The following is a 26,039-nucleotide window of genomic DNA, read 5'->3' as shown; positions in this document are numbered from 1 at the left end:
ATCCGATGGCTGATCATCATCCAACCGGCATCAAACGCTGGTTATTTACGACAAACCATAAAGACATAGGTTCTATGTACTTATGGTTCTCATTTATTATGTTCATAATTGGTGGAGCAATGGCAATGGTTATCCGTGCCGAGCTTTATCAACCAGGACTACAATTTGTTGATCCTTTATTCTTCAATTCCATGACAACAATGCATGGTTTAATCATGGTATTTGGTGCAGTTATGCCAAGCATGGTTGGTTTGGCTAACTGGTTAATCCCAATGCAAATTGGTGCACCAGATATGGCTTTACCAAGAATGAACAACTGGAGCTTCTGGATTCTTCCTTTTGCTTTTACGTTATTACTGTCTTCGTTGTTTATGGACGGCGGTGCGCCAAACTTTGGTTGGACTTTCTACGCGCCTTTGTCGACAACTTATGGACCGCCAAGTACTGATTTCTTTATTCTTGGTGTTCACATGATGGGGATTTCTTCTATCATGGGTGCAATAAACGTAATTGTCACAGTTTTCAATATGCGTGCGCCTGGCATGACTTTAATGAAAATGCCGCTTTTCGTATGGACTTGGGTAATTACTGCATTCTTACTTATTATGGTAATGCCAGTATTAGCCGGTGCCGTTACTATGATGCTAACTGACCGTCATTTTGGTACGTCATTCTTTGACGCAGCGGGTGGTGGTGATCCGGTTATGTTCCAGCATATTTTCTGGTTCTTTGGGCATCCTGAAGTTTATATTATGATTTTGCCAGCCTTTGGTGTGGCATCAGAAATCATTCCAGCTTTTGCACGTAAGAAACTGTTTGGTTACTCTTCTATGGTATACGCTACAGCGTCAATTGCATTATTGTCATTTGTCGTTTGGGCTCACCATATGTTTACCGTGGGTATGCCTGTTGCGGGTGAGCTATTCTTTATGATTGCTACCATGCTAATCGCTGTGCCTACTGGTGTTAAAGTCTTCAACTGGGTTGCGACTATGTGGCAAGGTTCGATGACTTTTGAAACGCCAATGCTGTTTTCGATTGCGTTCGTTATATTATTCACTATCGGTGGATTCTCTGGCGTAATGTTGGCAATGGCACCAGTTGACTTCCAATACCATGATACTTATTTTGTGGTGGCGCATTTCCATTATGTACTATTCCCAGGTGCTATTTTTGGTACCACAGCAGCTGTTTATTATTGGTTGCCTAAATGGACTGGCAGAATGTACAACGAGAAATTAGGTAAAATACATTTTTGGTGGTCGATGATCGCTGTAAACTTAACTTTCTTCCCAATGCACTTTAGTGGCTTAGCGGGTATGCCTCGTCGTATTCCTGATTACAACATGATGTTTGCTGACTTTAACCAAGTTGCAAGTATCGGTGCATTTGCACTAGGTTTAAGCCAAATATTCTTCTTTTATGTGATTATTAATGCCATTAGAAGTGGTAAAAAAGCTGAAGATAAACCTTGGGATGGTGCTACTGGCTTAGAGTGGGATGAGCTTCCTTGTCCTGCGCCGTATCATACTTTTGATACGCCTCCTAAAGTTAAGTAATCAATAAGTTAGATAGAGTTAACGATTAAAATGACAGAGCAACAGCAAGATAACCGTAACAAAAAGCTCATTATGCGCTTGGTAGGCATAGTGGGTGGCATGTTTTTATTCGCTTTTGCTCTGGTTCCTTTGTACGACGTGTTCTGCGATATTACCGGCATTAATGGTAAAACTCGTGGACAAGCAATTTATACTGCTAAAGAAGTGCAAAAAGAACGTTTAGTCACCATTGAGTTTTTAACCAATGTTAATCGTGGAATGCCGTGGGAGTTTAGTGCTACTCAAAAATCGGTGAAAGTGCATCCAGGGGAACTCAATGAAGTGACCTTTTATGCTAAAAACGTTTCACAGAAAGCGGTTATTGGGCAGTCTATTCCTAGTGTCTCTCCTGGTGAAGGCGCTTTGTATTTAAATAAAACGGAGTGCTTTTGTTTTGAACAACAGCGCCTAGCGGCGGGTGAAGAAATTCACATGCCAATGAAGTTTTATATAGATGCTGATTTGCCAGAAGACATTACCCACTTAACTTTGTCTTATCAACTTTATAATATAACCGACGCTGTGAACGCTGCAGCCGGTGCAACCAAATAATGCGCATGCTATCGCTTAGATGGAGAAAAAAATGAGTACTGAAAATCAAGAAAAGTACGAAAAGTATTATGTTCCCGAGCAAAGCCATTGGCCTATCGTTGGAGCAATAGGATTATTTTTGTTAGCTTATGGTGGCGCTAACTTTATTCAACAAACCACAGGCAAGTATGGAAATACAGGTACTATGGGTTGGGTAATTTTTGCGGCTGGACTTACTATCATTCTTTATATGATGTGGGGCTGGTGGAGAGACACCATTAAAGAGTCTATGAGTGGTTTATACAGCTCGCAAATGGATCGCTCTTTCCGTCAGGGAATGTTGTGGTTTATTACTTCTGAAGTTATGTTCTTTGCCGCGTTTTTTGGCGCTTTACTCTATGTACGCCAATTAATTGTTCCTTGGATTGGTGGTGAAGGTAACAATGCGATGACGCATGCATTACTTTGGCCAGAGTTTGTTCCGCATTGGCCATTAGTTCAAATGCCTGACGGTGAAACAACTACTGCAATGGGCGCTTTCGGATTACCAGCAATTAATACCGCAATTCTTTTGACGAGCTCTTGGACTTTAACAATTGCACACCATGCGTTAAAAGACGGTAACAGAAATGCATTAATTAACTACACTTCAATTACCGCATTTTTAGGTATTATCTTCTTGTGCTTACAAGCATATGAGTACTACGAAGCTTATGCCCATATGGGTTTAACTTTAGGAAGTGGTATATACGGTTCTACTTTCTTTATGTTGACTGGTTTCCATGGACTTCATGTGACGATTGGTACGGTGTTTTTAATTGTAATGTCGATTCGATGTGCAAGTGGTCACTTTACTAAAGAAAACCATTTTGCTTATGAAGCAGGTGCTTGGTACTGGCATTTTGTTGATGTCGTTTGGTTATTCTTGTTTATTTTCGTTTATATTATTTAAGCTTTAACTGTTTAATTAAGCGAATTAAAAAGCCGAAGTTAAAACTTCGGCTTTTTTGTTTGTGTGGATTGTTAAATTGTAAAGTTGAAACTACAAAAGCTGCTACAAACTGCGTTGTTTAAGGTTTCGCATTTGGGTCAACCATAGGAAGTCCGTGTGGCTCTATAACTCCGGTATAAACACCAACGACTAAGAGTATAAACAATAATAGCGACATGCCGATTCGCCAACTTAGGTTTTTAACGGTTCTTTTGCCATCCTTTTGCGTCATTAAGAAAAACAAACTTCTGAATAAGCTAAACAAAATGGCAAGCATGACTATAACGATAAGTATTTTTATGAGCATTTTTTATCTATTCCAGTGTAATTGGGCTCTTGATCGAGGTTAATTAATGATAGAATACGCGTCCTTGAAAACTTTTTCTAGTGGGGCTCTGCTATTTGAAGCACACCATAGAATATAATGTCGGCCGCTATCAAGTCCGCATCAATGTTTGGTTTTTAATTATTTTTTTGTTGTTACAGACTTTACTCAATGAGCTGGGGTTTTGGCAACTCAATAGAGCAAAAGAAAAGCAGCATCGATTAGCGCAGTTAGAATTAGGCGGAAAGCAGCCTAAAACAGAAACTGGGACTTTAACTAAAGCTGAAATAGAGCGGTTTCAACTGCTTGAGCTGAAATCTGAATGGGCGGCTAACCCATTAATCTTTTTAGATAATAAAGTTCATCAGAAAACGCCGGGTTATCATGTGTTGCAGCTGGTGCAAGATACTTCAACGAGTCTAAACCAAGAAGAACGTTGGATTTTAGTGAATAGAGGCTGGGTTTTTGCCGGAGTGGATAGAAATTTACTGCCGGAAACCAATGCCATGACCGGGCTTAGTGTGCTTCAGGGCAGGGTATACCCTTTACCTAAGCTAGCGAACTCTACCCGTATCGCTGAAATTGAAGAATTTGATGGAAGTTACCGACTGCCCGTTCTCGATCTGGCGGTTAAGGAAGTGTTAGAAGATAAGCTTCAGGTAAAAATTGAAGACTATATATTGCGTTTAAATGAAGACAGCCAAGGAGCGCTGTTAACAAATTGGGTTTGGACTAATATGCCCGCAGAAAAACATTTGGCTTATGCAATACAGTGGTTTGCGTTAGCTTTGGCATTTTTAATTATTAGTTTTATTGCAAGTATCAAAAAAAGGTGATGGCGTGGATTTCGAAGAATTAAAAACCGAATCGAAACAAGACAACGTGAAAAAAAATAGACTCACATTGGTATTACTTTTCGCAATTTTTGTGGTTCCGGTTGCTGTAGCCTATTCGGCTTATTTTGCTGGCTGGTTTGCTGGTGCAACTAAAAACAAAGGCGAATTGTTGGTCGAAGCAGAGGTTCTGGATGTAGAAGACTTTGCTATTACGCGTAGTAATGGTGAAAAAATTACCGGTAAAGAGTTTGAAACGCTGTATTGGTGGATTGTACCTATAGACCCTAGACAGTGCGATCAAGCCTGTATTACTTTAAATATAGTAACCGTTAACCAAACCTATATTGGTTTGGGTAAGCAAACTCAAAAAGCTGAGCAGTTATTAGTATTGCCCAATGGAAGCCAGTTTGATACCGGCCCTTTCCCTACCGCTTTTGCGGAGTTTTCACAAATTGGAATTAAAGCACTACCTAAAACGGCTTCTGGTTTAAATAAAGATTTACCTGCTAACTTTATTTATTTAGTTGATCCACTAGGCAATATTATATTGCGCTACCCCTTAGTAAAAGACAAATCGATGGCACCACAAATTAGCCGTGATATGCGCGAAGACATTCGCCGTTTATTTAAATATTCGCGTTTAGGTTAAATTTAATAATTAGGTTAAAAGATTTACATGAACAATTCGTTAGTAAAAAAATTCGCACTATTTGCCACTTGCTTTGCTGTGGTAGTTGTAATTCTAGGTGCCTTCACTCGGCTTTCTGATGCTGGTTTGGGCTGTCCTGATTGGCCTGGTTGCTATGGATTTATGCATATTCCAACTCAAGCTGAACATATTGATGCGGCAAATGCTAAGTTTCCAGAAAGACCTTATGAGTTTGCCAAGGCTTGGCCGGAAATGGTTCACCGTTATTTTGCGGGTACTTTAGGTCTGTTGGTATTAGGTTTGGCAATAGTCGCTTGGAGAAGGCAAGACAAATATACAACTAAGCACTCGTCGATTTTACTGGTGTTAATAATTTTTCAAGCGGCGTTAGGTATGTGGACCGTGACGATGAAGCTACACCCTTTAGTGGTTATGGCACATTTAATGGGCGGGTTTGCGATGCTGTCACTGTTAGCCGCTTTAACCTTACGATATCACTACCAAAATAATTGGCCGCTAATTGCCAATCAAGTGGCACCTTATAAAAACCTTATCCTATTGACGCTAGTTGTTGTAGCCCTGCAAGTGGCCTTGGGCGGCTGGACTTCAGCAAACTATGCTGCCATGGTTTGTCACGAACTGCCTATATGCCAAGGTAATTGGTTGAACGATGCTGACTTTTTACAGGGCTTTCATTTGTGGGGCGTAAAAGCAGATGATTATGAATTTGGGGTGTTAGATCAAAACTCTCGAATTGCTATACATGTCGCTCATCGAATTGGTGCTATTGTCACTTTGTTTGTTTTAGGTTGGCTGATTTTTAGATTAGCCACTTCAGGTGTTCGCTTTTTAAAACAATTTAGCTTTTTACTTGCTGGTTTGCTTTTTATTCAAATTGTATTAGGCGTTAATAATATTGTTATGAAGTTGCCACTTGCTAATGCGGTTGCGCATAACGCGGTTGGTGCATTTTTATTTGTCGCTATGGTGTGCTTACTAACGCTATCGCTAGGCGCAAAGCCCAGCCAGGAGCAAAACAATGAGCAAAACTAATCAGGCTACTTTTAAGGACTACCTAGAACTTACCAAGCCTAAGGTCGTACTGTTAATTTTATTAACTGCAGTCGTTGGAATGTATATGGCGCCTGGAGATCATGTGCCAATTAATATATTGATTATCGCGACGCTAGGAATTGGTTTTGCGGCTGGTGGCGCTGCGGTAGTTAATCATGTCGTTGATCAAAGAATTGACGCGATTATGGCCCGTACAATTAAACGACCGGTTGCCACAGGGAAAATAGATAACAAACGAGCAATTGCATTTGCGGTTCTCTTATCCGTTAGCTCTATGCTAATGCTTTATTTTTATATTAACCCGCTGACTGCAATATTAACCTTTTTTGGGTTAGTCGGTTACGCGTTTGTGTATACCATGTACTTAAAGCGTGCGACACCGCAAAACATTGTTATTGGTGGCTTAAGTGGTGCTATTCCGCCGCTTTTAGGTTGGACTGCTGTCGACGGTTATGGTGGAGAAATTCATCCTAATGCGCTGTTATTAGTGTTAATTATTTTTGTTTGGACGCCGCCGCATTTTTGGGCATTGGCTATTTTTAGAAGAGATGAATACGCCAAAGCAGATATACCGATGTTGCCGGTAACTCATGGTATTGAGTTTACAAAACTAAATATTGTTTTTTATACCATACTGCTTATTTTCGCCGCTGCTTTGCCTTACTTAGTCGGTATGTCTGGTATTATTTATTTGGTGGGTTCAACCCTTCTTGGATTAATCTTTTTATATTACGCAATTAAATTAATGCGTACTGAAGAGCGTAAAGTCGCAATGGATACCTTTAGATATTCAATTTATTATCTAATGATTTTATTTGTTTTGCTCATTGTAGATCGCTATCTTCCGGTAAACTTTTAGGACTTAGATAAATGAGATTTTTGTTAATCGTTTGTGTAACAAGCCTTCTATTGGGGTGTAACCAAAATTCAAACCAAGAAGAAAAGGAAACCTCTGCTGTTAATCATCATAAAGGGCAGCCGTTTTCACAAATGTTGGTGTTTCCAAAGAAAAATCTCATTTCTCCTTTTGAGTTAACACGGGAAGATAATAGTTTATTTACCCAGCAAGAATTTAAAGGTTATTGGAATTTTATTTTTATGGGGTTTACTCATTGCCCCGACGTTTGTCCCACCACTTTAGCTGATTTGCGTGATATTTATGCGCAAATTCCTGCGGTGAATCAAGCAAAGATGCGCATAATTTTTTTATCAGTTGACCCTCAGCGCGATCAAATTGACTACTTAAAAAAATACACGCAGGCTTTTAACCCAGAATTTTATGGCATCACTGGCGAAAAAAACCAGATAGACCAATTGGTAAAAGACTTAGGCGGAATCTATTATATTAATTCCGAAGACCCTGAGTTTTATACCGTTGATCATACCGCTAAAATATTTATTGTAAGCCCTAACGCTGAGCGTTACGGTATTATTAGCAGTGAAGCTATGCATGCTAAAGATAAATCAGCATTGGTTGCAGAAATTAATCAGCTTGTCAGTTCAAATTACCCTTAGCTCAGTCAAGTAGTGAAAAGTTTAATCAGCTGATTTTGTTAACTGAAAAACTCCTGATTTTAGAGTTACTATTTGAAACATTTTCTCAATTAAACCTGCTGACGCCATAGATATTTATCGTTATGATGGCAAGTAGGTTTTAACCAGCGGGCAGAAATTTGCGTATTAGACTCCTTCCTCAAAGTTTTTTTGGTCGTAATACCTTAATGATAGGGACGTTGCTTATCATTAGTCATGTTGTTTCTTATTTCACAGTACAGCACTTTGTGGTGGATAGACATAACCGTATTGTAATGTATTTAGTGTCTAATTTAGTTGTCCAGCAGCGAATAGGTTCGCAGTTTCCGGTGCCAGAAAATCTAGCATCGGCAGTGGCTGAAGTGACCGAATTAGAAGTTTATCCTATTGATGGCGGCGTCATTGAAAAGCTTGAAAGTGCGACGCTGCATAAAGGGTTTAGTGAGCAAGCGGAACGCTATTTGGGGAAAAATGCTCAAGTAAGAATTGAAAACTCCGATGGCATTTATTTGTGGGTAAATGAACCTGAATCTGCCGATCGTTGGTACCGGCTGCCAATCGATGACTATGAAGGCAATAAACCGGCAGAAATGATTATTTTTACAGGTATGTTGTTATTTTTAAGTTTAAGTGGTGCTTGGATTTTAGTTTTCCAGCTGCATCGACCGTTGAAGCGACTCGCTTTTGCGGCGCGAGAAATTGGACGAGGCGACTATCCCGGTAAATTAAAAGAAACAGGGCCTATGGAGCTTGTTGCGGTGACTTCAGCATTTAACCAAATGGCCTCTGACGTTCACCAGCTAGAAGAAGATAGAACTTTGCTTTTAGCTGGGATCTCACATGATTTGCGCACCCCAATTACCCGTATTCGGTTGGCGTCTGAATTTTTATCAGACGAAGATGCCGAGTTAAAGGCGGGCATAATAGACGACACCCAAGACATGGACGATATTATTGATCAGTTTATTGGCTATGTTAGATACGGCAGTGAAGAGAAGAAAGAAACCGGTAATCTTTCCGATTTAATTCAACAAGTCATTGAAGCTTCATCGAAACAGCATGAAGGAATAGAAGCCGATATTGAGCAACTCCCTTTAGTTGACTTTAAGCCTATGGCGATGAAGCGTGTGGTGAGTAATTTAATTGAAAACGCATTTCGTTATGGCAAAGCACCAGTGGAAGTCAGTGCCAAAGTAGTTAAAGGTGACATACTCGTGAGCGTAAGAGATCATGGCAAAGGAATTGAAGAGCTAGATAAAACTCGACTATTTCAGCCCTTTGCCCGCGGTGATAAAGCACGTGGTGGCAAAGGCTCGGGCTTAGGTTTAGCGATTGTGGCAAGAATTATTGAAATGCACGCAGGCCAAATCAATTTAATTAATCATCCGCAGGGCGGGCTAGAAGCAAGTTTTACCATTCCGGTTAAATAATTAATCCTTGCGCCAGTCACTGGCTTAATCGCTATAGCGCACTCGGCGTGCGCTGCTGGTTAAAGGCCAATCTAATTTTTTTACTTAAGCTTATTAAGCTTGATTGTCCCAATGAGAGTCTGCCCAAGCGGCTGTTTTTTGCATAACTTGTCGTGAGTGGTCGCTCATCATCGTTAATATTAGCTCTTGCAAGCTCCAAAGCTCTTGATTAATTTCAAAGTGATTATCAGAAGTCACATTGATTAAATTGCTTTCCCTTAGTACGCCTACTGTGCTCCTGAACAGATTCTTATCGAAAGCTTCGGGTGCATTTAAACTATACAATGCAGCAATTCGTTGAGCTAACTGTTGGCTACGTTTTTCTAGTTCTTGCCGTGTTAAATTACTGCGTCCGGCTTGAGTGGAGAGTAGTGTTAATATAATCCCATAACGTTGTAAGGTGGGGCGCGCTATTTGGGCGTGATTAAATAGTTGCTCAAACTCTGCACTTGATTCATCTGCTCTAAATAACTTTGCGTCGCGTCTAATTAAAAGGCCTTTAGAGACGAATACATTAACGCAATCATGAATATGCTGAGAGAATTGGTTTGAACTCCAGTGGAGAAAAAGCTCTTTTTTAAGAAAAGGGTAGAGCTTTTGAAGCTGCTCGATTAGTTTACGTTCTTCAAGCGAATCTTGATTAATAAAGCAACTGGCGATCAGCGCAGAGCTAATAAATATATGCAAAATATTATTGCGATAGTAAGTGAGTAGTACCGCCGTTTGCTCGTCGGTGGTAATAATTTCTCCCATTGGATTTTCTACTCTAAAAATGGTGCCAAGCTTTTCTGCTTGCTTAACTAAGGTTTCTGCCGACTCACTGGGTATATAGGTTTGTGCGCTATAAGGCGCTTGGTTGGATAGAGCTAAAATCAACTCTAACTGTTTATGAAGTTCACTGCGCCCCATAGCAATGCGCTCGCTTGAGAGTAAAATTAACGCGACCATGCTCACCGAGTTGACCGTGGCCGAGGCATTGATTCTTTGCATTAAAGTATTTGCTAAGCTGCTAACCTGAGGCGTTAACCAGTTGGGTTTAGCGTTAACTTGACCACGATAAGAATGCCAGTCTGGTTGATGTTGGGTTAAATAATCATTGAGCATTAGTGGTTCAGCAAAATTTAAATACACTTTACCAAATGCTTGTTTTAGGGTTTTTCGTATGCCCAAAAGCTGGCCAAAGGATTCTTTTTTCTTTTCTCCGCCGCGTAATTCGTTTAAGTAGCTTTTGCCTTCAAACATACGTTCATAGCCAATATAAACGGGCACAATTGCGACAGGCTTACGTGTACCTCGTAAGCAACTTTGAATGGTCATTGCCAGCAATCCCGTTTTAGGCTGGAGTAACCTGCCGGTGCGGCTACGGCCACCCTCTGGGAAATACTCTAATGGAATTCCTCGATCCATTAACTGAAAAATATACTCATTAAAAACGGCAGTATAAAGCTTATTACCGCCGAAACTGCGCCGCAAAAAGAAAGCGCCACCGCGTCTTAAGATAGGACCTGCGGGCCAAAAATTTAAGTTAATTCCGGCGGCAATATGTGGCGGAACTAACCCTTCGTGATACAAAGTATAGGAAAGTAATAAGTAATCAATGTGACTTCTGTGACAAGGAACATAAACAATCTCGTGAGAGGTGGCCAATTCGCGCACCATTTCCACGTTTTCGACTTGTACGCCGTCGTAAATTTTATTCCACAAATGGGTTAGCGCAGATTCTAATATGCGCACGGTTTTGTAAGAATAAGCCGAAGCGATTTCATTGCCGTATTTCTCTGCCAGCTTTTTTGCTTTAGCAGCACTAATATTTTTGCTTTTTGCTTCACGCTCAATCGCTTTTTTAACATTATCACTCACCACTAAGTTAGTGATAACTTGGCGGCGATTAGAGATTAATGGGCCCATGGCCGCTTGGCGGTGACGATGAAAGTGAACTCTTAGCGTGCGGGTGAGTTTAGTTAACAAGGTCGAGTCTGAAACATCGTTCTTTAGAATTAAATTGAGATCGACCGGCTTAGCGATTCTGACAAAGGAGTTTCTACCTTGAAATAAAAATAAGAAAAACTTTCTAATCGGGTTGGCGCTTTCCGTATCGGTAAAAATTAAACGTAATAATGAATTTTCTTTACCCGGATTGCGCCCCCAATAGATTGAAACGGGAATTAATTGATGCGGGGTTTCGGTGTCAATTTTTTGAGTGTGCAAAAGTCTCAACAGAAGTTGCTGGTATTTTTCTACTGGCTTTCCGCCAAACCCGAATAGGAATTTACTTTGTAGAAAAAACACGCCGCCGTTTGGAATGCTTTGTGCTGTTCTGCTTATCGTTTGCGGTTCGGGCAAGTTAAGCTGTTTAGCTTTTTCTTTTAGCATTAACAAGCTACTAGTTGAGCGCCTAGGTAAAACATAGTAAACCGGTGCGCTGGGATCGATTTGTAAGTCTTTGATTGGGTTGTCGGGTAAGAGCTTACTCGACACCAACATTTTGAGAGGTATTGATACTAGTTGTTGATAGATTCGATTTAACAGCATAAATAAATTAACTCTAATTAATGAGCACCAAGTACCGCAGTCGGTGGAAGTGTGTATTTTAAGCAATTAGTCAGTGGCTGGCTAGTTTTGCTTGCTGCGGCCGCAAAGTGCGCTTTCAGTTAGTCAAAATAGTATTGCAACTAAGCCGCTTCGTCCTTAAACCAGTATTTGCCCCGGCTTTGGGTGATCGAGAAAGTCTTTAGGGCTCGCACTGTAGCCGTAAGCGCCTGACTGGTAAATAACCACTAAGTCGCCAATTTCAGGCTCTGGCAGTTGGTATTTGTGCGCTAAAATATCAAGTGGTGTACACAATGGCCCAACAATTTGGACAGGCCCGCCAACAGCATGGTTCATTTTGTTGGCAATTGCCACTGGGTAGTTCTTTCGAATGACCTGGCCAAAGTTACCCGAGGCTGCTAAATGATGGTGTAAGCCACCATTCACAATCGCAAAAGTTGTACCTCTACTTTGCTTTATGTCTGTGATTTCAGCAACGTAAATACCGCAGTCTCCAACTAAATAGCGGCCCAATTCCATCGCAATTTCGCAGTGGTCGAGTTTTTCTGCATATTGGTCAATGAGTTCGTTTAGTTGTTCGCCAATGGCTGTCAAGTTAATCGGCGTTTCGCCAGTAAAATAAGGAATGCCTAAGCCACCGCCAATATTTAAGGTTTCCATTTTAGAGTGAGCCGACTGTTGGAGCTTTTCAGCTAATTGAAAAATTCCCTGATGCGCCATTAATATGGCGTCTTGATTTAAGTTTTGCGAGCCAGTAAAAATGTGTAGGCCGCGATAATGTAAGCCGTAATCAGCGACAAGCTGCAATGCTTTTGGGACTTGCTCTGCGTCTATTCCAAATTGTTGCGCTCCGCCCCCCATTTTCATTCCCGAACCTTTTAGCTCAAAGTCTGGATTGACTCTAATCGCAACTCTGGCACGTATACCAATGTCATCGCTTATATCTCTCAGCCGCGCTAGCTCTGTAAAAGATTCAACATTAACCGTTGAATGTGTCGCTACTGCCATGCGCAGCTCTTTTAACGACTTTCCAGGACCTGCAAAGCTGACTTTAGTGCTGTTTATTCCGCTGTTAAGTGCAATGTTTAGCTCATTGCCGCTGGCCACGTCGAGTCCATCGACTAAACTATTCATAAAGCCAACTAACGCGGGCATTGGGTTAGCTTTAATCGCGTAATGAAGCTTGAGTTGTGGAGGCATTTGTTTGCGCAACTGATGAACTTTAGTGGCTATTACACTGCGATCATAGGCATAAAATGGGGTTTGCCCTGCACGATGCTTAAGCAAGCTGACCGTATGGCCATTAACAAGTAAGTGTTCACCATTAGTCTGAAACTGACTCATTGGGGCATGGCGGGGCTTATTGTTTGAGCTCATAGTCGACTCCAAAATTAGAATTTTTTAAGCAAATAATTGCGCGAACTCTTGGGCTAGCAAGGGTCGGTTTATCTTACCATTGGGATTGCGTGGAAGCTGCTGTTTTAATTGAATTGAACGCGGCTGCATAAAATTAGGAAGCTGTTTTTTACAGTCGCTTAATAATTGCTGAGAATCAAATAAGTTTTCATCTTGAGCAACAATAACCAGCACAATTGCTTGCCCTAGTTGTTTATGATGCACGCCAATTGCCGCTACTTCTGCAACCATGGGGTTCTGATATATAAAGTCCTCTAGCTCGGAGGGGCTAATCCGATAGCCCGAGGTTTTTATCATATCGTCTTGCCGGCCAACAAAATATAAAAAGCCTTGCTCGTCTTTTTTAACGGTGTCTCCAGAGTACACGGCTATTTCTGGCGTTAACCCTTGGCAAAGTGTTGCGGGCAGCGGTTTAAATCGTTTAGCCGTTTTTTCTGGTGCATTCCAATAGCCTAAAGCTACATGTGGACCTCGGTGGACTAGCTCACCTTCCTCTCCAGGTGCGCAAATGTTTCCGCTTGAGTTTAGTACCAAAATTTCTGCGTCGGGAATGGCTTTACCTATTGAGTTTGGGCGGTTGTCGATTTCCTGAGGCGCGAGATAAGTACTGCGAAAAGCTTCGGTTAAACCATACATTAAGAAAGGGGTAGTTAAGGGAAGTTTACTGCGTAGTGATGCCAAGGTTACCTTGGGCATAGCGCCGCCGGAGTTAGTCCAGTACCTTAACTGATTGACAACTGATTTTGGCCAGGTTAACTCAGCCAGTTGGATCCAGAGTGGCGGAACTGCTGCAAGCCCGGTTATTTGGTACTTTTCGACTGCTTTAATCACGTCTCTTGGTAATAAGTATTCAAATAAGACGACACAAGCACCGCTATAAAAAGCGGTTGTTAGCTGAGATAAACCGTAATCAAAACTTAACGGTAAGACGGCAAGAATTTTATCGGTGGCAGTATTATTTAAATATTCTGCCACACTCACTGCACCAGCAATTAGGTTGTGGTGCGAAAGAACCACGCCTTTTGGGTTGCCTGTGCTGCCAGAAGTATAAAGAATTGCGGCCGCATCTTTGCTTGTTTGGTTTGGTAATGGGTAAGTGGCGTTGCAGTTAAGCAATTCTTCCCAAGAAATTAATTGGCGAGAGTTCGCTGCGCTTTTAGTGGCTTCATTGCTGATTGTTGTGCCGGATTGAGCGGCTGGGTCAACTATAACGATTTGTATGTGTGATAAGTCGAATTGACTTTTTAATTGCTGATAACGGCTCGAAGATGTCACTAATACACTGACATTACAGTCTTGCAATATATGTTCAACTTGGCGAGCTTTTAAGTTTGCATTAATAGGCACGAAAATTTTGCCTGCTAATGACGCTGCAAATTTAGCAATAACCGCTTCGGGTTGTTTAGGTAAATAGATAGCAATACGGGCCAAAGCCGGTTGCTCAAGACTTAAAAAACCTTGCGCTGCTTGGTCAATTTGAGATTGTAGTTGAGCGTAAGTCCAATGTTGCGACTTAAATTGTAGCGCAAGGTTATTTGGAAACCTTGTAGCAGTATGAGTAACTAAATGGTGAAATTGTCGCAACATAACCCTATAAACCGATTAATTTGGTAGTTAACTAGCCGCAAAAACTGGGCTATTTTACCTTAAAAATAGTTTTAAATCAGCGTTTTATATTCCGCATGAGTTAATCGGTTGAAGCGTTAGTTTAGTCTAAGCGCGAAGCGTTGAAGTATCTCAAAAGCTTGATAAAGGTTTATTTCCCTAGGGTGAGTACTGTCATTTCCTACATGGCATGGTGAGTTCTTCCACTAGTGTATCTCATTTTTTATTGTCAAGATGTGCAGCGTCAAAGATTGCTAAAGGAGGCGCTTAGAAAAACTTTCTAAGTGAGCGATTGAAGGCGTTTAGCAATAAAAGTGAAAACTTTTATATCGTAATTTTAACAAAGGACAGTAAATTATGAATATCCAATTTAAACGCAGCGCACTTGCGATAAGCTTATTAAGTGTATTTTCTGGTTACACGTTAGCAGCCCAACATCAAGGAGAAGACGGGCTAGTTTATCAGTTAGACCAACAAACCAAGCAGCATGGCCTACGCTCTTCTAGTGTTAAGTTGAGTAAAGCCGTAAGGCAAGCAGCTAAAACTCAAGAGCAGGTTGATGTTATCGTATTTTTACAGCCGCAATTTTCGGCCAAGGCGCTCCAAGTGATCGACGCCGAGCATCAGCCGCTGCTAAATGATTTGCGGGAAAAGTTAGTCGCCATTGAAAATAAATATAAACCATCAGAATCATTGTCTGAACAAGAGGAAGTTGAGTTTTTACGTTCAGATGCCGCCAAAGTGAGCGCCCAAGACAAAGCTTTGTCTCGTCAAATTAAACAAGAATTAGACACTATGCGAGATCAATTACGGCTTAAAAAAGCTCAGTTGATCCAACAAAACAATGTGGGCTTATATAGTCAGTTAGAAAGTATGCTGGTAGGCGCAGGCGCTAAAGTGACTAACCGAATTGAATTAAGTCACGCACTTAGTGCGCAAGTGCCAGCAAACATTTTAGCGCAGTTGGCAGCTAATCCAAATGTAAGAGCCGTAGAGTTAGATCGACCAGCAGATTTAGAGCTTAATGTGAGTGTTCCATCGAGTAAATTTACCAGTTGGGCACCAGACTATGATGGCTTTCCCTATGATTTTGGGGTCGTGGATACTGGCGTAAGAGAAAATCATCCCGCGTTTAATGCAAGCTTTTGTTCCAAGCCAGGATCAGCTGTCTCTGGTGATCATGGCACCCACGTTACAGGAATTGTTGCGAGTGAAAATGGAACCTATAAAGGAACGGCTCCGGGCGTAGATCAAGTTATATGGGCTAATTCAGGTAATCAGTCTACCACTATGGCGAATATGCAATGGATGATTACCGGAAGCTGCCAAGGACCAGAAGTTGTTAACCATAGTTTAGGTTATGGTGTTGCTGACGATACTGATTATAGTAACACTGATGCGTTTTACGATGCCTTTGTGCAAAATTATAATGTAATGGTGACTAAGTCTACTGGTAACTCTGGTTGGCACGATAGCTCACCACGAATTACTCATCCTGCACCTGCCTATAACCTAATGGCTGTAGCTAATATGGATGACAAAAATACCACTAGCCGCGGTGACGATGTGCGACGCAGTAGTTCTAGTGTGGGGCCAACTTTAAACAATCGAAAAAAGCCAGATATTACCGCTCCCGGAACCGCTATTATGTCAACCAATAGTGATTGGGCTACTGAGGCCGATTTTATTTCCAAAAGCGGCACTAGCATGGCTGCGCCACATGTAGCCGGTGCAATTATATTATTAGAAGACGGCGGTAATCATACGCCCATGGCACAAAAAGCGGTGCTGCTAAATACCGCTGATGCTTGGACGAGTAACAACACTTCTGGCACAGGTGATGACGCCCAAGTTTTTGGTAGCCATTGGGATAAAAGTTATGGCTGGGGTTATATTGATATGTGGGAAGCTAAATTTAATCGTGCAGACTATTTTGTGAGTTCGGTTGTACCACGTAATAATAATGCGATTGCAAACGACTACAAGCTGTTTAAAGGCAAAATGTACAGCAACGAAAAAGCGACCTTAGTTTGGCAGCGCCGAGCTAACTTTAGCAGCGGCCCAACTGGAAGCGCCTATAACTTAAGTGATTTAAATTTACGCTTGTATAATGAAGGCTCAAATAGCTTAGTCGATTCTGACTTTGATGGTAATGACAATGTTCATCAAGTCGCAGCTAACTCAACAATGGATGCGGTAATAAAGGTTTATGCGTGGAGCTCTAGTTTTGATAACGCCACCAGTGAATCATTTGCGTTAGCAACCGAAGAGAATTTTTCTGCGGTAGCACCTCCTGCATTGCAAGTACCTAATCAGTCATTTAGCGCACCGGCAAATACTTCACGAGTAATTAATATTAGTGTAAAAAATAATGGTGGTGTAGATACTTGTAGTGTAAAAGTTACTCGCCAAGGTGTCAGCGGAGTGAGCGGAACAACATCGGCTAGTATTGCTAAAATTGCCGATGCTGGTAGCGCTACAGCAGCATTTAAATTATCCGCAGTTAAGGGGTATTACTCTATTCCAATTAGAGCAACAACCACTTGTTATAATGAAACTTATACGGTGAATGGAACGATTAAGCTTTATGCTTATTAGTGAGTTATTCGGTTAGTAATTAAGTATTAAGCCCTCTTTAGAGGGCTTTGTTTGATTAATTTTTTAATATTGAATTGAGTTACTGAGTGATATGGTACTGAACCGCAGAGTCAATACCCGTTTCAAAAGAGTTGTTAACTTGCAATTGAAACAGGTTAAGTAGTTCGCCATCCATTTTTTCACAACCTTGCTCAGTTTGCATCGAGTTAATATTAACCTGCATTGGCTCTGCATTTTTATCAACAAAATAAAGTTGTTCATTTAAGTTAAATATTTGTCCTGGAGTGGCCTTAATAAAAGTATCGCCAATACAATTGTTGGTTAAGTAAAAGGCTTCGACAACTTGAAAACCTAACCCCCCTTTGTGATCAATAATAAAATGATAACCACGTAAACTGGTTGCAGAATATTCTCCCGATTGACTGCTTGGTGAAGTGATTTCTGCAATCACTTGGTTATTCTCGTTTTCGACAAACCAAATATTCTCTGATGGAGCGTTGGAGAGCGCTACTGCTGGCGCAACACTTAAGTGCTCTACTTTGTTGTTAATACGATCGAGCTTTAAGTCTAATTGACTTTTCCAAAGTGCCAGTCTGTTTTCGCTCGCGGTTAGTTGATTTTGACTTTGGTGTAGCTGAAACATTGCCCAAATAAACAGTAACGCAAGAGCCAGCGTGCTAAACACGCAAATCTTAATCCAGCGGCTCATGGTATTAATGACGAGCTCACTTTTGGCTTGTTGGTAGTCATGTTGCGACTCCATTCTAATCGCCAAAGCATGTTCAAAGTTTTCTAATGTTTGATGTATTTCGCGGGTTAAATAGCGGTTTTGTTTTTTGGTTATGTGAGCTAATTCTTCGTTGTGTAAATTTCGCTGTTGGCTAATAAAAGGTTGCGCCCGTTCTGCCCACATTGCGTTCCAGGCTTGCGCTATGACGTGGCTTAAGTTGGTAGCGGTTTTAGCTTCTTGCGGCTGCCCGTTCACTGCCGCCTGTGACAAGCTTGCGGGTGTTGCTGTGGGCGTTATGTTTTCAGCTGAATGAGGCTCATCATTAACACTAGCTGGTTTTGCATGGGGCGGGGGCTTTGCTTCAGCTTTAGGAGCCGACTGAATTAACCCCAGCTTGGCTAACGCATTTTCTAAAAACTCTTTTTCAATTCCTTTGGGAAGCACGTCCACAGCACCTAAAGCTCTAGCTTGACTCACATAAACACCACCGGACTTTGCGGTATACATCATTACTGGAATAGTTGCAGTTAACGGGTTGCTTTTAATCACTTGAATTGTTTCTAGTCCATCCATGCCAGGCATATTATGGTCGAGAAAAATTATATCGGTTTTATTGTGCTTTAAAAATTCGAGTGCCTGTTCTGCAGAGTAGACTGCCATGCTGCTGATACCAAAGCTATCGAGCATATTCCCCATCACTTTACAGGCTAAACGGGAATCATCAACGATTAGTGCATGATGAGTCATGGTGCACTCCTTGCCTTAATTATTATTAGAATAGAAGTTATTTTGATAGCTATTGTATAAAAAAACAGCAATAGGCGTGCGGCTTAGTTCACAAGTCTTTCGATGCGAACTTTGTATAACAAGTAATTAATTCTATTTATTGGTGTTAGTGCAAGGAAGGCGGGCTTTCTTATTTTTATCAGCTATTGTGGCGTGAAAACAAGTAAAGCCCGTTAAAGCTATTTTATTTGAGCTAAAGTATTGTGCCCCCAGCCAATGAGCTTATTGTTTTTAAAAATAAGCGGAGTCGTCTCGTCTTTGGTTGTGTCTCCGTCTGACTCGACATGGTGGGTTCGATAAAATAATACTCGATACTCACCACTATCTTGAGTAAAAGCTTCAGAAAAATGTGGCGCACCAAGTAATGAAACGACTGCTTGGCGTGATGTATTCATTTCTAGGGCACTAATGAGCTCACGATTCTTTTCTTGCTGAGCTTTCCAGTTGCGATGACTATCATCATGATGATCACCTACAATAATACATCCGCTAAGGCCTGTTGTAATAACGCCTGCTAATACCAATTTAAGTAAGTTGTTCATATTGATTCCTCTATCAAACTTTAGGGTGATTTACTCAAGCTGCTATTCGGTTAATAGCTGTCATGAGTTGGTGATGTATTGAACTATAACACCTAGGTTTGGAACTTCGCAAAATATTAACTATTTCAAAATGTGTTTTATGTTTCTGATGACATATTTAGTCAGTGAAGTAATTCAAATTAAGCTATATGATGCTTGCTTAAGCGATAGGGTATAGAGCGATAGGATATAGAGCGATAAGGTATAGAGCGATAAGGTATAGAGCAATAAGGTAAGACTGATTCCTAAGTACGGATTGTTAATGAAGGGTCATTGAGCGTGAACAAAGTTGAAGTAGTGACAATAAAAAGGCTAATCACCAATGGACAAGCTAAGCTAATTAAAGAATGCCTTGAGCTAAGTGAAAAGAAGCAAACCTTTAGCGAGGATATGGGGCGGGTAATAGAGTTTGGGCAGCACCCAGCGCTTGATCTTTTTCTAGATTTTTTAACGCCACTGATAGAGCAGCATACGAAAGAAAAGCTAGTGCCTAGCTATCAATTTTCACGAAAATATCTAAAGGACAGTTTTTGCCGTGCACATACTGATAGAGAGTCCTGCGTTTGGACTTGTAGCTTGTGTATCGACTGTGGATATGAAAAGGGGAAGCTAGGCTATCGCTTAAACGGAAAAGATATTGAAGTAGAGCAAAGTATTGGCGACTTAATTATCATTCGAGGGTGTGATATTAAACATTGGAGACCCAAAGTCAGCTCAGAAATTACGCAAATGTTTTTACATTATGTTCCTAACACTGATGAATACAAAGCGCTCTTTTTTGACGGAAAAAAGCAATTAGCTTTAATGCTTGAAGATTCTGGTTTGCTACAAACAGAAAATGCCGAGTCGAGATATTCAGTCGCTTTTGATCGACTAAAAAAACGATTTTTCGCCGCTTTAAAAGAATCTTTGCAAGCGGCAAAGTCGACTTAAAAAATTAAACTAATCGCAATTTAAATTGATAGGAATAAATCAAGGTTAGCGTTTAGTCTAAAGCTACTTGGGCGTACTGGGATTTAATGCCGCCTTTTTAACTGCTTCTGCCACCGCAAGATGAGCGTCTTTATTTAATGCCGAAGGGACTAAAGCGTCGGCTTTTGCGAGTAATGACAAAGTCTCTGCAGCTGCTATTTTCATTGCGTGAGTGATATCACTGGCGCCCGCATCGAGGGTGCCTTTAAACAGTCCAGGAAAGGCTAACATATTGTTAACTGTTTTGCCGTCGATGGCAAAACTTGCGCCTTGCGCTAGCGCTAGGTCTGGCTCAATTTCCGGATCGGGGTTAGTGAGCGCCATTATAATTTGACCATTTTTAACCATTTCTGGTTTGATTAAACCTTTAACGCCGGTAGTCGCAACTACAATGTCGGCACGCTTCATTAATTCTGCTAACTCAACTGGCTGACCACCTTGGCCGCGCAATTGGCGTTTAGCTTGCTCACTAATATCCGTGCCAAGAACTTCTTTTACGCCATAATCAAGCAATAAATTACAAATTCCCATGCCGGCTGCACCTAAGCCGATTTGGCCAAATATTTTATCTTTAATATTAACTTTGACACGTCTTGTTGCGCTCAATAGTGCGGCTAAAACGACTATGGCAGTGCCATGCTGATCATCATGGAATACTGGCTTGTTAATTCTGGTGATAAGCTCTTCTTCAATTTTAAAACATTCTGGCGCTTTAATGTCTTCTAATAATATGGCGCCAAAAGACGGTGAAATGGCTTCAACAATTTCAATAATTCTTAAGGGATCTTTTTCCTTTAATAAAATAGGAATGCCAGATAAACCAACTAACTCCGCTAAAATTGCCGCTTTACCTTCCATAACCGGTAAACCTGCTTCTGCGCCAATGTCACCTAGCCCTAAAATTGCGCTACCGTCAGTTACTATCGCGACACTATTTTGAATGTTAGTAAATTCTTTAATTCGCTCGGGTTGCTGTTGAATGGCTTGGCAAATTCTAGCAACACCTGGAGTATAAATGTCTCTGAGTATTTCCAGTGAGTCAATTCTGATTTTAGATTGAGTATGTATCTTTCCGCCTTTATGGCGATTAAAAACGCGATCGGACTTGCCTACAACGATTGTTTCTGGAAGCTGGTTTATGCGCTCGCAAAGCGTTTGAATATCGAAAGCGTCGTCGTATTCAACTGTAAGTTCCCACACTGTGTCTTTATACAAGCGTCGAACCGCGTTCAAGCCTTCTACAGTGACGCCAAGTTCGCCTACTATGGCTAATACTTTGGCCATATTGCCCGGTTGGTGCGGGGCTTCAACGAGCAGAGTTTCAACTATTTTCATAAGGCATTCCTTTAGTTTGGGCATTGCGAGCGCTGCTTTTAGATTCAGCTTAACTGATCCGATGACTTTGCTTAGCTTATCAGAGATAAAAATTTTCACAACTCTGCCAAAGACGATAAAATGTTATTTCATTTTTGCTTTTTAAAAGAGTTTCATTTGCCACATAAATCCATAAATGTTGTTTTAAGCTGGTCTTCGGGTAAAGATTCTGCCTTAGCGCTTACGCGCCTGTTAGCAAGCCCGCATTACAAAGTTGTTGGCCTTTTTACAACTTATGTGAAAGAGCATATTCCATTCCAAGAGGTACCGCTGCAATTAGTTCAGCGGCAAGCTGAGGCAGCAGAGTTGCCACTAGTCCTGTGCGAACTACCAGCGGTGTTTCCGAGTAATGAAGTTTATCAAGCGTTAGTTGTTGATAGCTTAAAACAAGCGCCATTGTCATTTTCTGCACTAGCGTTTGGCGATATCTTTTGTAATGGTATTAAAGAATACCGAGAAAGTTTTATTCAACCCGCGGGTTGGCAATGTGTTTTTCCGTTAATGAACAGTCAACCTGCCGATCTCGCCAATGAAGTTATTACCAGTGGAATAAAAGCGTTTATCAATTGCGTAGATACTCAGCAGTTAAGTGGGGAGTTTTTAGGGCGAGAATATGACCATTGCTTATTGCGTGATTTGCCTGCCAAATGCGATCCTTGTGGAGAGAATGGTGAGTTTCATACTTTTGTGTATCAGGCTGATTTTTTCAAACAAGCAATTAACACCACTAAAACAAGTAAAGTTGATAGCCGCTTTTGCCATCATTTATTAAGTTAGCAAAAAAGCCAAAAGATGCTTTAATTGTCATTAATAAATGGCGCTAGCAATGACTTCCGTATCTCGGTTGGCAATAATAACTGCCGGTAATAACAATGCAAAAATAACCCTAATAAATTTGTTGAAAAAGTTTTTATCCTAGTTGTAATTTTATTGCGCAAAATAATAACCCTTAAAAGCAGTTTTATAGACTCATAAGTTCTAAAAAATATTAAAAGCTATTTAAAAACGCATAAAAAAACAGCGTTTTTGAAACTTTCTCTTAAATCTTTCATTTTGAGTTTATTGAATATTAAGTTTTAGTGAAGCGTTTTTTTGATTCGATTAATGAATGCTTTATTGTTATGATGATTGCGGCTCCAAGTTCAATTGGACTGCTATTCATTGCCGAGGAATAAAGTGGGATATAGTCGTTTTAAAATCCATTTAAAAAAATCGTTAGTTGTATTTTTTTGTTGCAGTGGACTATTGATTTTTAATAGTTTCAGCTTTACTTCGTCATTAGAAGAAACCGTCGATAGTTTTTACCGAACAGAGCCGTCGGTCGTCATTAAAGCCATCAATCAACTCAGCCAAGAATCATTTTATCATTTAGATGCAGAGGTCTTAGTCAAGGCTAGTTACGCTAGCGCAATTACTGCCAATGTCGATCTGACTTTAAAGTTAACTAATATTTTATTAGAAAAAGCCATATTAGCCAGTGATCCTTTATTAGAAGGCAAGGCGCATTATAACCGTGGTGCGGTCTATGCTAGCTCAGGTAATCATGACTTAGCCCTAGACTCATTTTTATTATCTTTAGCCAGTTTTGAAAATACTCAAAGTGAAAGCGAAATAGCCAGAATAAAGGGCGCGCTAGCATTAATTTATACGGAGATTGGTGAGTATGACTTAGCCTTACCTTATTTTGAAGAAGCGCTACAGTCACATCTTGAGCGAAATGATCAAACGAATATTGCTATGGTTTTGCAAAATAGAGCCTTTATGAAGATCCAAAAAGGCGAGTTTGCCGAGCCTCGTCAAGATTTATTAAAGGCGCTTCAAATTTCTATTGATAAAGGATTAAAGTCTAACTTTCCAATTATCTATAAAAATTTAGGCAAAATTGAAACTGAATTAAATGGTTTTGAACAAGCCGAAGAGTATTTCGAACTAGCTTTAAAACATGCAAAAAAGAATAACCTTACTCATCATTTAAGCGAGATTTCGCTAGAGAATGCCCGTTTAATGTTTAAGCAAAATAAACTACTAGAGGCAAAAAGTTTGCTCAGTGACGCTATTCGAATAGCAGAGCAGTATTCGCTTTTAAAGCATATGCGAAATAGTTACCGGTTATTGGCGAAAATACTTGCTCAACAAGGTGAATACCAACAAGCTTATCAAGCGCAAGAACTCGCCAATGCGTTAGCTGAAAAAATGGGTGAGTCAAGAATTGCTTCAAATCTTTCACGTCTCGATCGCTATACCACGCAAATTAAAGAGCAAAATAAGCGCTTGGTATTAGAAAAAGAAAAAGAAATAGCGATGTTAGATGCTGAGCGCCAACATTGGTTAAGAAATTTCTCTATTGTAGTGGCCGGCTTTGCCCTTTTGGTCGCGATAATCTTTATTCGTCGTTATATTTACTCTAATCAACGCGCAGACTTATTTGAAAAGCAAAGCAAAATAGACTCACTAACAGGTGTGTGGAATCGCAGAGCAGGAGAGGCGCAATTAGCTCGTATGTGCAATCGAAATCTTGAAGGTGAGAATTTGTTTTGCATTGCCATGTTAGATATTGACCACTTTAAACAGGTGAACGATAAGTTTGGTCATGACATGGGTGATAAAGCGATAATTCACTTGTGTCATTTAATTGAAATTAATTTGCGACCTTCGGATATGCTGTGTCGTTGGGGTGGTGAAGAGTTTATTATCATTTTAGAACAAACCGATACGCCGCGTGCCTTTGACATTTGTGAAAGAATTAGAAGCAAAGTTGAAGCGAGTGAAGTTGAAGGTATTGGCCAGCTCACCGTTAGTATCGGTATTACTCAGTTCGAGCAAGATGATATTTACGAGCTTGTTAAACGGGGTGATCAAGGTTTGTATAAAGCAAAGGATTCTGGGCGTAATCAAATCGTTGTGAAAACTAAAAAATAACTGTTCTTAAATAACGTCGCGGCGTTATTTCAATAATTAGAAACCCAGTTGTTGCACAAAGCGTCGTTATTATTAATCGATAACTATTTTTCTTTAGTAAGCTTAAAATGAGCATATAAAACGGCACAGGTCGATGCCTCGCTTTAAAGAAAACTAAAGACAATGCAAAAATATCAAGACTTTTAAAATTTCCTTTTAGCAACTAGAATAGTATCTCTTTTATCTAACTTATCATTAAGTAGGTCTGCAATGTTAAATCGCTCATTCGCTGATTGTGTTTTATTTGGGGCAAGCCGCCTAGGCTTTGGTTTGAAGCAGCTTTTTACTTGCACTGGATTAATCTTGTGTGCTGTTTCTACTATTCAAGCGGCTGCCGATGCCAAACCAAGTCACCAGACTAACGCCGAAAAAATAACGGTAGAGACTGTTGCGCAAGGAATTAGTGTTCCGTGGAGTATGGCTCAACTGCCCGATGGTAACTTATTGATCAGTGAGCGAGCGGGACAAATTTTTCACGTTGACTTAAATACGCAAGCTAAAACCGAGCTAAAAGGCTTGCCAGATATTTCAGCTAGAGGGCAAGGCGGTATGTTAGATATTGTGCTGCACCCTAACTATAAGAGCAACGGTTGGATTTATCTTGCATTTGCCAGCGCTAGTGGCGAAGGCTCTGGTGATAATACTCAAATTATGCGGGCTAAACTAAAAGATTTTAGCTTAGTTGAAAAGCAAGTGATTTATAAAGCTTCACCTAATGCAAGCCAGCGCCAACACTATGGTGGAAGAATTGCGTTTGATAAACAAGGCATGCTGTATTTTAGTATTGGCGACCGAGGAGAGCGAGACGTTAACCCACAAGATATTAAACGCGACGCTGGAAAAATTTATCGTTTACACGCAGATGGAAGAGTGCCATTAGACAATCCTTTTGTTGATATACCCGGGGCAAAAACAGCAATTTTTTCCTATGGCCATAGAAACCCACAAGGAATGGCTATGCACCCAGAAAGCGGTGATATTTGGGTTCATGAGCATGGCCCTAAAGGTGGTGACGAAATTAACTTAATTGAAAAAGGGGCTAACTATGGCTGGCCAGTGGTTAGCTTTGGCGTTAACTACAGCGGAACAAAGTTTACCGAACTAACCGCGAAACCCGGAATGGTTCAACCGCTTTGGTATTGGGTACCTTCCATTGCCCCTTCTGGAATGACATTTGTAACCAGTGAAAAATACCCTAGCTGGAAAGGACATTTGTTAGTCGGCTCATTAAAGTTTGGAAACTTAGTTTTATGTGAGCTAAAAGGTAACCAAGTCATTTCTCAGCGTGTCGTCGTTGAAGGCTTAGGACGAGTTAGAGACGTTCGTCAAATGGCGGATGGGTTTATTTATGTTGCTACCGAAACCGATAAGATTGTTCGCTTAAAGTTAGCAAAATAACCTAAATTCTAGTTGATTCTTTTTGATAAGGCAGTGAGCATAGCTGCCTTAAATACAACTTTTTG

General features: G+C 40.6%; 21 protein-coding genes. 14 read left to right on the top strand and 7 right to left on the bottom strand.

Translation table 11 applies throughout. From position 1 onward, the window contains the following. Window positions 1-5: 5 nt before the first annotated feature. Genes ctaD through ACUR5C_RS14615 form a run of 3 tightly spaced genes read left to right on the top strand, consistent with a single transcriptional unit; the run spans window position 6 to window position 3,081 of the window. Window positions 6-1,559 (top strand): cytochrome c oxidase subunit I, encoded by a 1,554-nt coding sequence (ctaD, locus tag ACUR5C_RS14625; RefSeq protein WP_454465915.1) that lies wholly within the window; start codon window positions 6-8, stop codon window positions 1,557-1,559. Between the two features lie 30 nt (window positions 1,560-1,589). After that, a complete protein-coding gene (locus ACUR5C_RS14620; protein WP_454465914.1) occupies window positions 1,590-2,150 on the top strand; it encodes a cytochrome c oxidase assembly protein in 561 nt (186 codons plus the stop codon). A 31-nt stretch (window positions 2,151-2,181) separates the two neighbouring features. After that, complete coding sequence (locus tag ACUR5C_RS14615) at window positions 2,182-3,081, top strand: cytochrome c oxidase subunit 3 (protein ID WP_454465913.1); 900 nt, start codon at window positions 2,182-2,184, stop codon at window positions 3,079-3,081. Between the two features lie 118 nt (window positions 3,082-3,199). On the opposite strand, the gene ACUR5C_RS14610 is transcribed toward ACUR5C_RS14615, so the two are convergent. Continuing rightward, on the bottom strand, window positions 3,200-3,427 hold the full coding sequence (locus ACUR5C_RS14610) for a twin transmembrane helix small protein (protein WP_454465912.1): 228 nt from the start codon (window positions 3,425-3,427) through the stop codon (window positions 3,200-3,202). Window positions 3,428-3,522: 95 nt separating this feature from the next. Here ACUR5C_RS14610 and ACUR5C_RS14605 point away from each other — a divergent pair, with 95 nt between their 5' ends. From ACUR5C_RS14605 to envZ, 6 genes are all read left to right on the top strand, one after another. Further along, on the top strand, window positions 3,523-4,281 hold the full coding sequence (locus tag ACUR5C_RS14605; RefSeq protein WP_454465911.1) for an SURF1 family protein: 759 nt from the start codon (window positions 3,523-3,525) through the stop codon (window positions 4,279-4,281). Window positions 4,282-4,285: 4 nt separating this feature from the next. Next, window positions 4,286-4,930, top strand: coding sequence for a redox-active disulfide-containing membrane protein (locus ACUR5C_RS14600; protein WP_454465910.1), 645 nt, complete (start codon window positions 4,286-4,288; stop codon window positions 4,928-4,930). A gap of 27 nt (window positions 4,931-4,957) precedes the next feature. Continuing rightward, window positions 4,958-5,983, top strand: a complete 1,026-nt coding sequence (locus ACUR5C_RS14595; RefSeq protein WP_454465909.1) for a COX15/CtaA family protein — start codon at window positions 4,958-4,960, stop codon at window positions 5,981-5,983. Continuing rightward, window positions 5,970-6,863, top strand: coding sequence for a heme o synthase (gene cyoE, locus ACUR5C_RS14590; RefSeq protein ID WP_454465908.1), 894 nt, complete (start codon window positions 5,970-5,972; stop codon window positions 6,861-6,863). The genes ACUR5C_RS14595 and cyoE overlap by 14 nt, the downstream gene beginning before the upstream one ends. An 11-nt stretch (window positions 6,864-6,874) precedes the next feature. After that, a complete protein-coding gene (locus ACUR5C_RS14585) occupies window positions 6,875-7,519 on the top strand; it encodes an SCO family protein (protein WP_454465907.1) in 645 nt (214 codons plus the stop codon). A 158-nt stretch (window positions 7,520-7,677) separates the two neighbouring features. Beyond that, window positions 7,678-8,967: a two-component system sensor histidine kinase EnvZ gene (gene envZ, locus ACUR5C_RS14580; protein WP_454465906.1), complete on the top strand. Its 1,290-nt coding sequence runs from the start codon at window positions 7,678-7,680 to the stop codon at window positions 8,965-8,967. A gap of 93 nt (window positions 8,968-9,060) precedes the next feature. Here envZ and plsB read toward each other — a convergent pair whose 3' ends face one another. The 3 genes from plsB to ACUR5C_RS14565 all read right to left on the bottom strand — a co-directional run bounded on the left by plsB (window position 9,061) and on the right by ACUR5C_RS14565 (window position 14,559). Next, window positions 9,061-11,538 carry a glycerol-3-phosphate 1-O-acyltransferase PlsB gene (plsB, locus tag ACUR5C_RS14575; protein WP_454465905.1) on the bottom strand — a complete coding sequence of 826 codons (2,478 nt, stop codon included), beginning with the start codon at window positions 11,536-11,538 and terminating at the stop codon, window positions 9,061-9,063. A gap of 156 nt (window positions 11,539-11,694) precedes the next feature. Beyond that, a complete protein-coding gene (locus ACUR5C_RS14570; RefSeq protein ID WP_454465904.1) occupies window positions 11,695-12,933 on the bottom strand; it encodes a pyridoxal-dependent decarboxylase, exosortase A system-associated in 1,239 nt (412 codons plus the stop codon). Window positions 12,934-12,957: 24 nt separating this feature from the next. Then, a complete protein-coding gene (locus ACUR5C_RS14565) occupies window positions 12,958-14,559 on the bottom strand; it encodes an acyl-CoA ligase (AMP-forming), exosortase A system-associated (protein ID WP_454465903.1) in 1,602 nt (533 codons plus the stop codon). Window positions 14,560-14,934: 375 nt separating this feature from the next. On the opposite strand from ACUR5C_RS14565, the gene ACUR5C_RS14560 reads away from it, so the two are divergent. Then, window positions 14,935-17,175, top strand: a complete 2,241-nt coding sequence (locus tag ACUR5C_RS14560) for a S8 family serine peptidase (RefSeq protein WP_454465902.1) — start codon at window positions 14,935-14,937, stop codon at window positions 17,173-17,175. A 79-nt stretch (window positions 17,176-17,254) separates the two neighbouring features. Here ACUR5C_RS14560 and ACUR5C_RS14555 read toward each other — a convergent pair whose 3' ends face one another. Both ACUR5C_RS14555 and ACUR5C_RS14550 read right to left on the bottom strand, forming a co-directional pair. Beyond that, window positions 17,255-18,652 (bottom strand): response regulator, encoded by a 1,398-nt coding sequence (locus ACUR5C_RS14555; protein ID WP_454465901.1) that lies wholly within the window; start codon window positions 18,650-18,652, stop codon window positions 17,255-17,257. Window positions 18,653-18,870: 218 nt separating this feature from the next. After that, window positions 18,871-19,233 carry a DUF3192 domain-containing protein gene (locus ACUR5C_RS14550; protein ID WP_454465900.1) on the bottom strand — a complete coding sequence of 121 codons (363 nt, stop codon included), beginning with the start codon at window positions 19,231-19,233 and terminating at the stop codon, window positions 18,871-18,873. Between the two features lie 318 nt (window positions 19,234-19,551). On the opposite strand from ACUR5C_RS14550, the gene ACUR5C_RS14545 reads away from it, so the two are divergent. Further along, window positions 19,552-20,205 (top strand): hypothetical protein, encoded by a 654-nt coding sequence (locus tag ACUR5C_RS14545; RefSeq protein ID WP_454465899.1) that lies wholly within the window; start codon window positions 19,552-19,554, stop codon window positions 20,203-20,205. 63 nt (window positions 20,206-20,268) lie between these two features. Here ACUR5C_RS14545 and ACUR5C_RS14540 read toward each other — a convergent pair whose 3' ends face one another. Beyond that, window positions 20,269-21,579 carry an NAD-dependent malic enzyme gene (locus ACUR5C_RS14540; protein ID WP_454465898.1) on the bottom strand — a complete coding sequence of 437 codons (1,311 nt, stop codon included), beginning with the start codon at window positions 21,577-21,579 and terminating at the stop codon, window positions 20,269-20,271. Between the two features lie 120 nt (window positions 21,580-21,699). On the opposite strand from ACUR5C_RS14540, the gene ACUR5C_RS14535 reads away from it, so the two are divergent. The 3 genes from ACUR5C_RS14535 (at window position 21,700) to ACUR5C_RS14525 (ending at window position 25,974) form a co-directional block, all read left to right on the top strand. Continuing rightward, window positions 21,700-22,395, top strand: coding sequence for a Dph6-related ATP pyrophosphatase (locus ACUR5C_RS14535; RefSeq protein ID WP_454465897.1), 696 nt, complete (start codon window positions 21,700-21,702; stop codon window positions 22,393-22,395). Window positions 22,396-22,863: 468 nt separating this feature from the next. Then, window positions 22,864-24,537 carry a tetratricopeptide repeat-containing diguanylate cyclase gene (locus ACUR5C_RS14530; RefSeq protein ID WP_454465896.1) on the top strand — a complete coding sequence of 558 codons (1,674 nt, stop codon included), beginning with the start codon at window positions 22,864-22,866 and terminating at the stop codon, window positions 24,535-24,537. A gap of 249 nt (window positions 24,538-24,786) precedes the next feature. Continuing rightward, the gene (locus ACUR5C_RS14525; RefSeq protein WP_454465895.1) at window positions 24,787-25,974 is read left to right on the top strand and encodes a PQQ-dependent sugar dehydrogenase; all 1,188 of its coding nucleotides are present in this window, start codon (window positions 24,787-24,789) and stop codon (window positions 25,972-25,974) included. The last annotated feature ends 65 nt before the right edge of the window (window positions 25,975-26,039 follow it).

The organism is Aliikangiella aequoris, assembly GCF_053709105.1.
The sequence above is the reverse complement of the archived record's forward strand: the minus strand, read 5'-3'. Positions and strand labels throughout refer to the sequence as shown.

Bases quoted from the DNA above. Each gene is read 5' to 3' on its own strand.
- ctaD (WP_454465915.1), top strand. From the start codon at position 6: ATGGCTGATCATCATCCAACCGGCATCAAACGCTGGTTATTTACGACA.
- ACUR5C_RS14620 (WP_454465914.1), top strand. From the start codon at position 1,590: ATGACAGAGCAACAGCAAGATAACCGTAACAAAAAGCTCATTATGCGC.
- ACUR5C_RS14615 (WP_454465913.1), top strand. From the start codon at position 2,182: ATGAGTACTGAAAATCAAGAAAAGTACGAAAAGTATTATGTTCCCGAG.
- ACUR5C_RS14610 (WP_454465912.1), bottom strand. From the start codon at position 3,427: ATGCTCATAAAAATACTTATCGTTATAGTCATGCTTGCCATTTTGTTT.
- ACUR5C_RS14595 (WP_454465909.1), top strand. From the start codon at position 4,958: ATGAACAATTCGTTAGTAAAAAAATTCGCACTATTTGCCACTTGCTTT.
- cyoE (WP_454465908.1), top strand. From the start codon at position 5,970: ATGAGCAAAACTAATCAGGCTACTTTTAAGGACTACCTAGAACTTACC.
- ACUR5C_RS14585 (WP_454465907.1), top strand. From the start codon at position 6,875: ATGAGATTTTTGTTAATCGTTTGTGTAACAAGCCTTCTATTGGGGTGT.
- plsB (WP_454465905.1), bottom strand. From the start codon at position 11,538: ATGCTGTTAAATCGAATCTATCAACAACTAGTATCAATACCTCTCAAA.
- ACUR5C_RS14570 (WP_454465904.1), bottom strand. From the start codon at position 12,933: ATGAGCTCAAACAATAAGCCCCGCCATGCCCCAATGAGTCAGTTTCAG.
- ACUR5C_RS14565 (WP_454465903.1), bottom strand. From the start codon at position 14,559: ATGTTGCGACAATTTCACCATTTAGTTACTCATACTGCTACAAGGTTT.
- ACUR5C_RS14560 (WP_454465902.1), top strand. From the start codon at position 14,935: ATGAATATCCAATTTAAACGCAGCGCACTTGCGATAAGCTTATTAAGT.
- ACUR5C_RS14555 (WP_454465901.1), bottom strand. From the start codon at position 18,652: ATGACTCATCATGCACTAATCGTTGATGATTCCCGTTTAGCCTGTAAA.
- ACUR5C_RS14550 (WP_454465900.1), bottom strand. From the start codon at position 19,233: ATGAACAACTTACTTAAATTGGTATTAGCAGGCGTTATTACAACAGGC.
- ACUR5C_RS14540 (WP_454465898.1), bottom strand. From the start codon at position 21,579: ATGAAAATAGTTGAAACTCTGCTCGTTGAAGCCCCGCACCAACCGGGC.
- ACUR5C_RS14535 (WP_454465897.1), top strand. From the start codon at position 21,700: ATGTTATTTCATTTTTGCTTTTTAAAAGAGTTTCATTTGCCACATAAA.
- ACUR5C_RS14525 (WP_454465895.1), top strand. From the start codon at position 24,787: ATGTTAAATCGCTCATTCGCTGATTGTGTTTTATTTGGGGCAAGCCGC.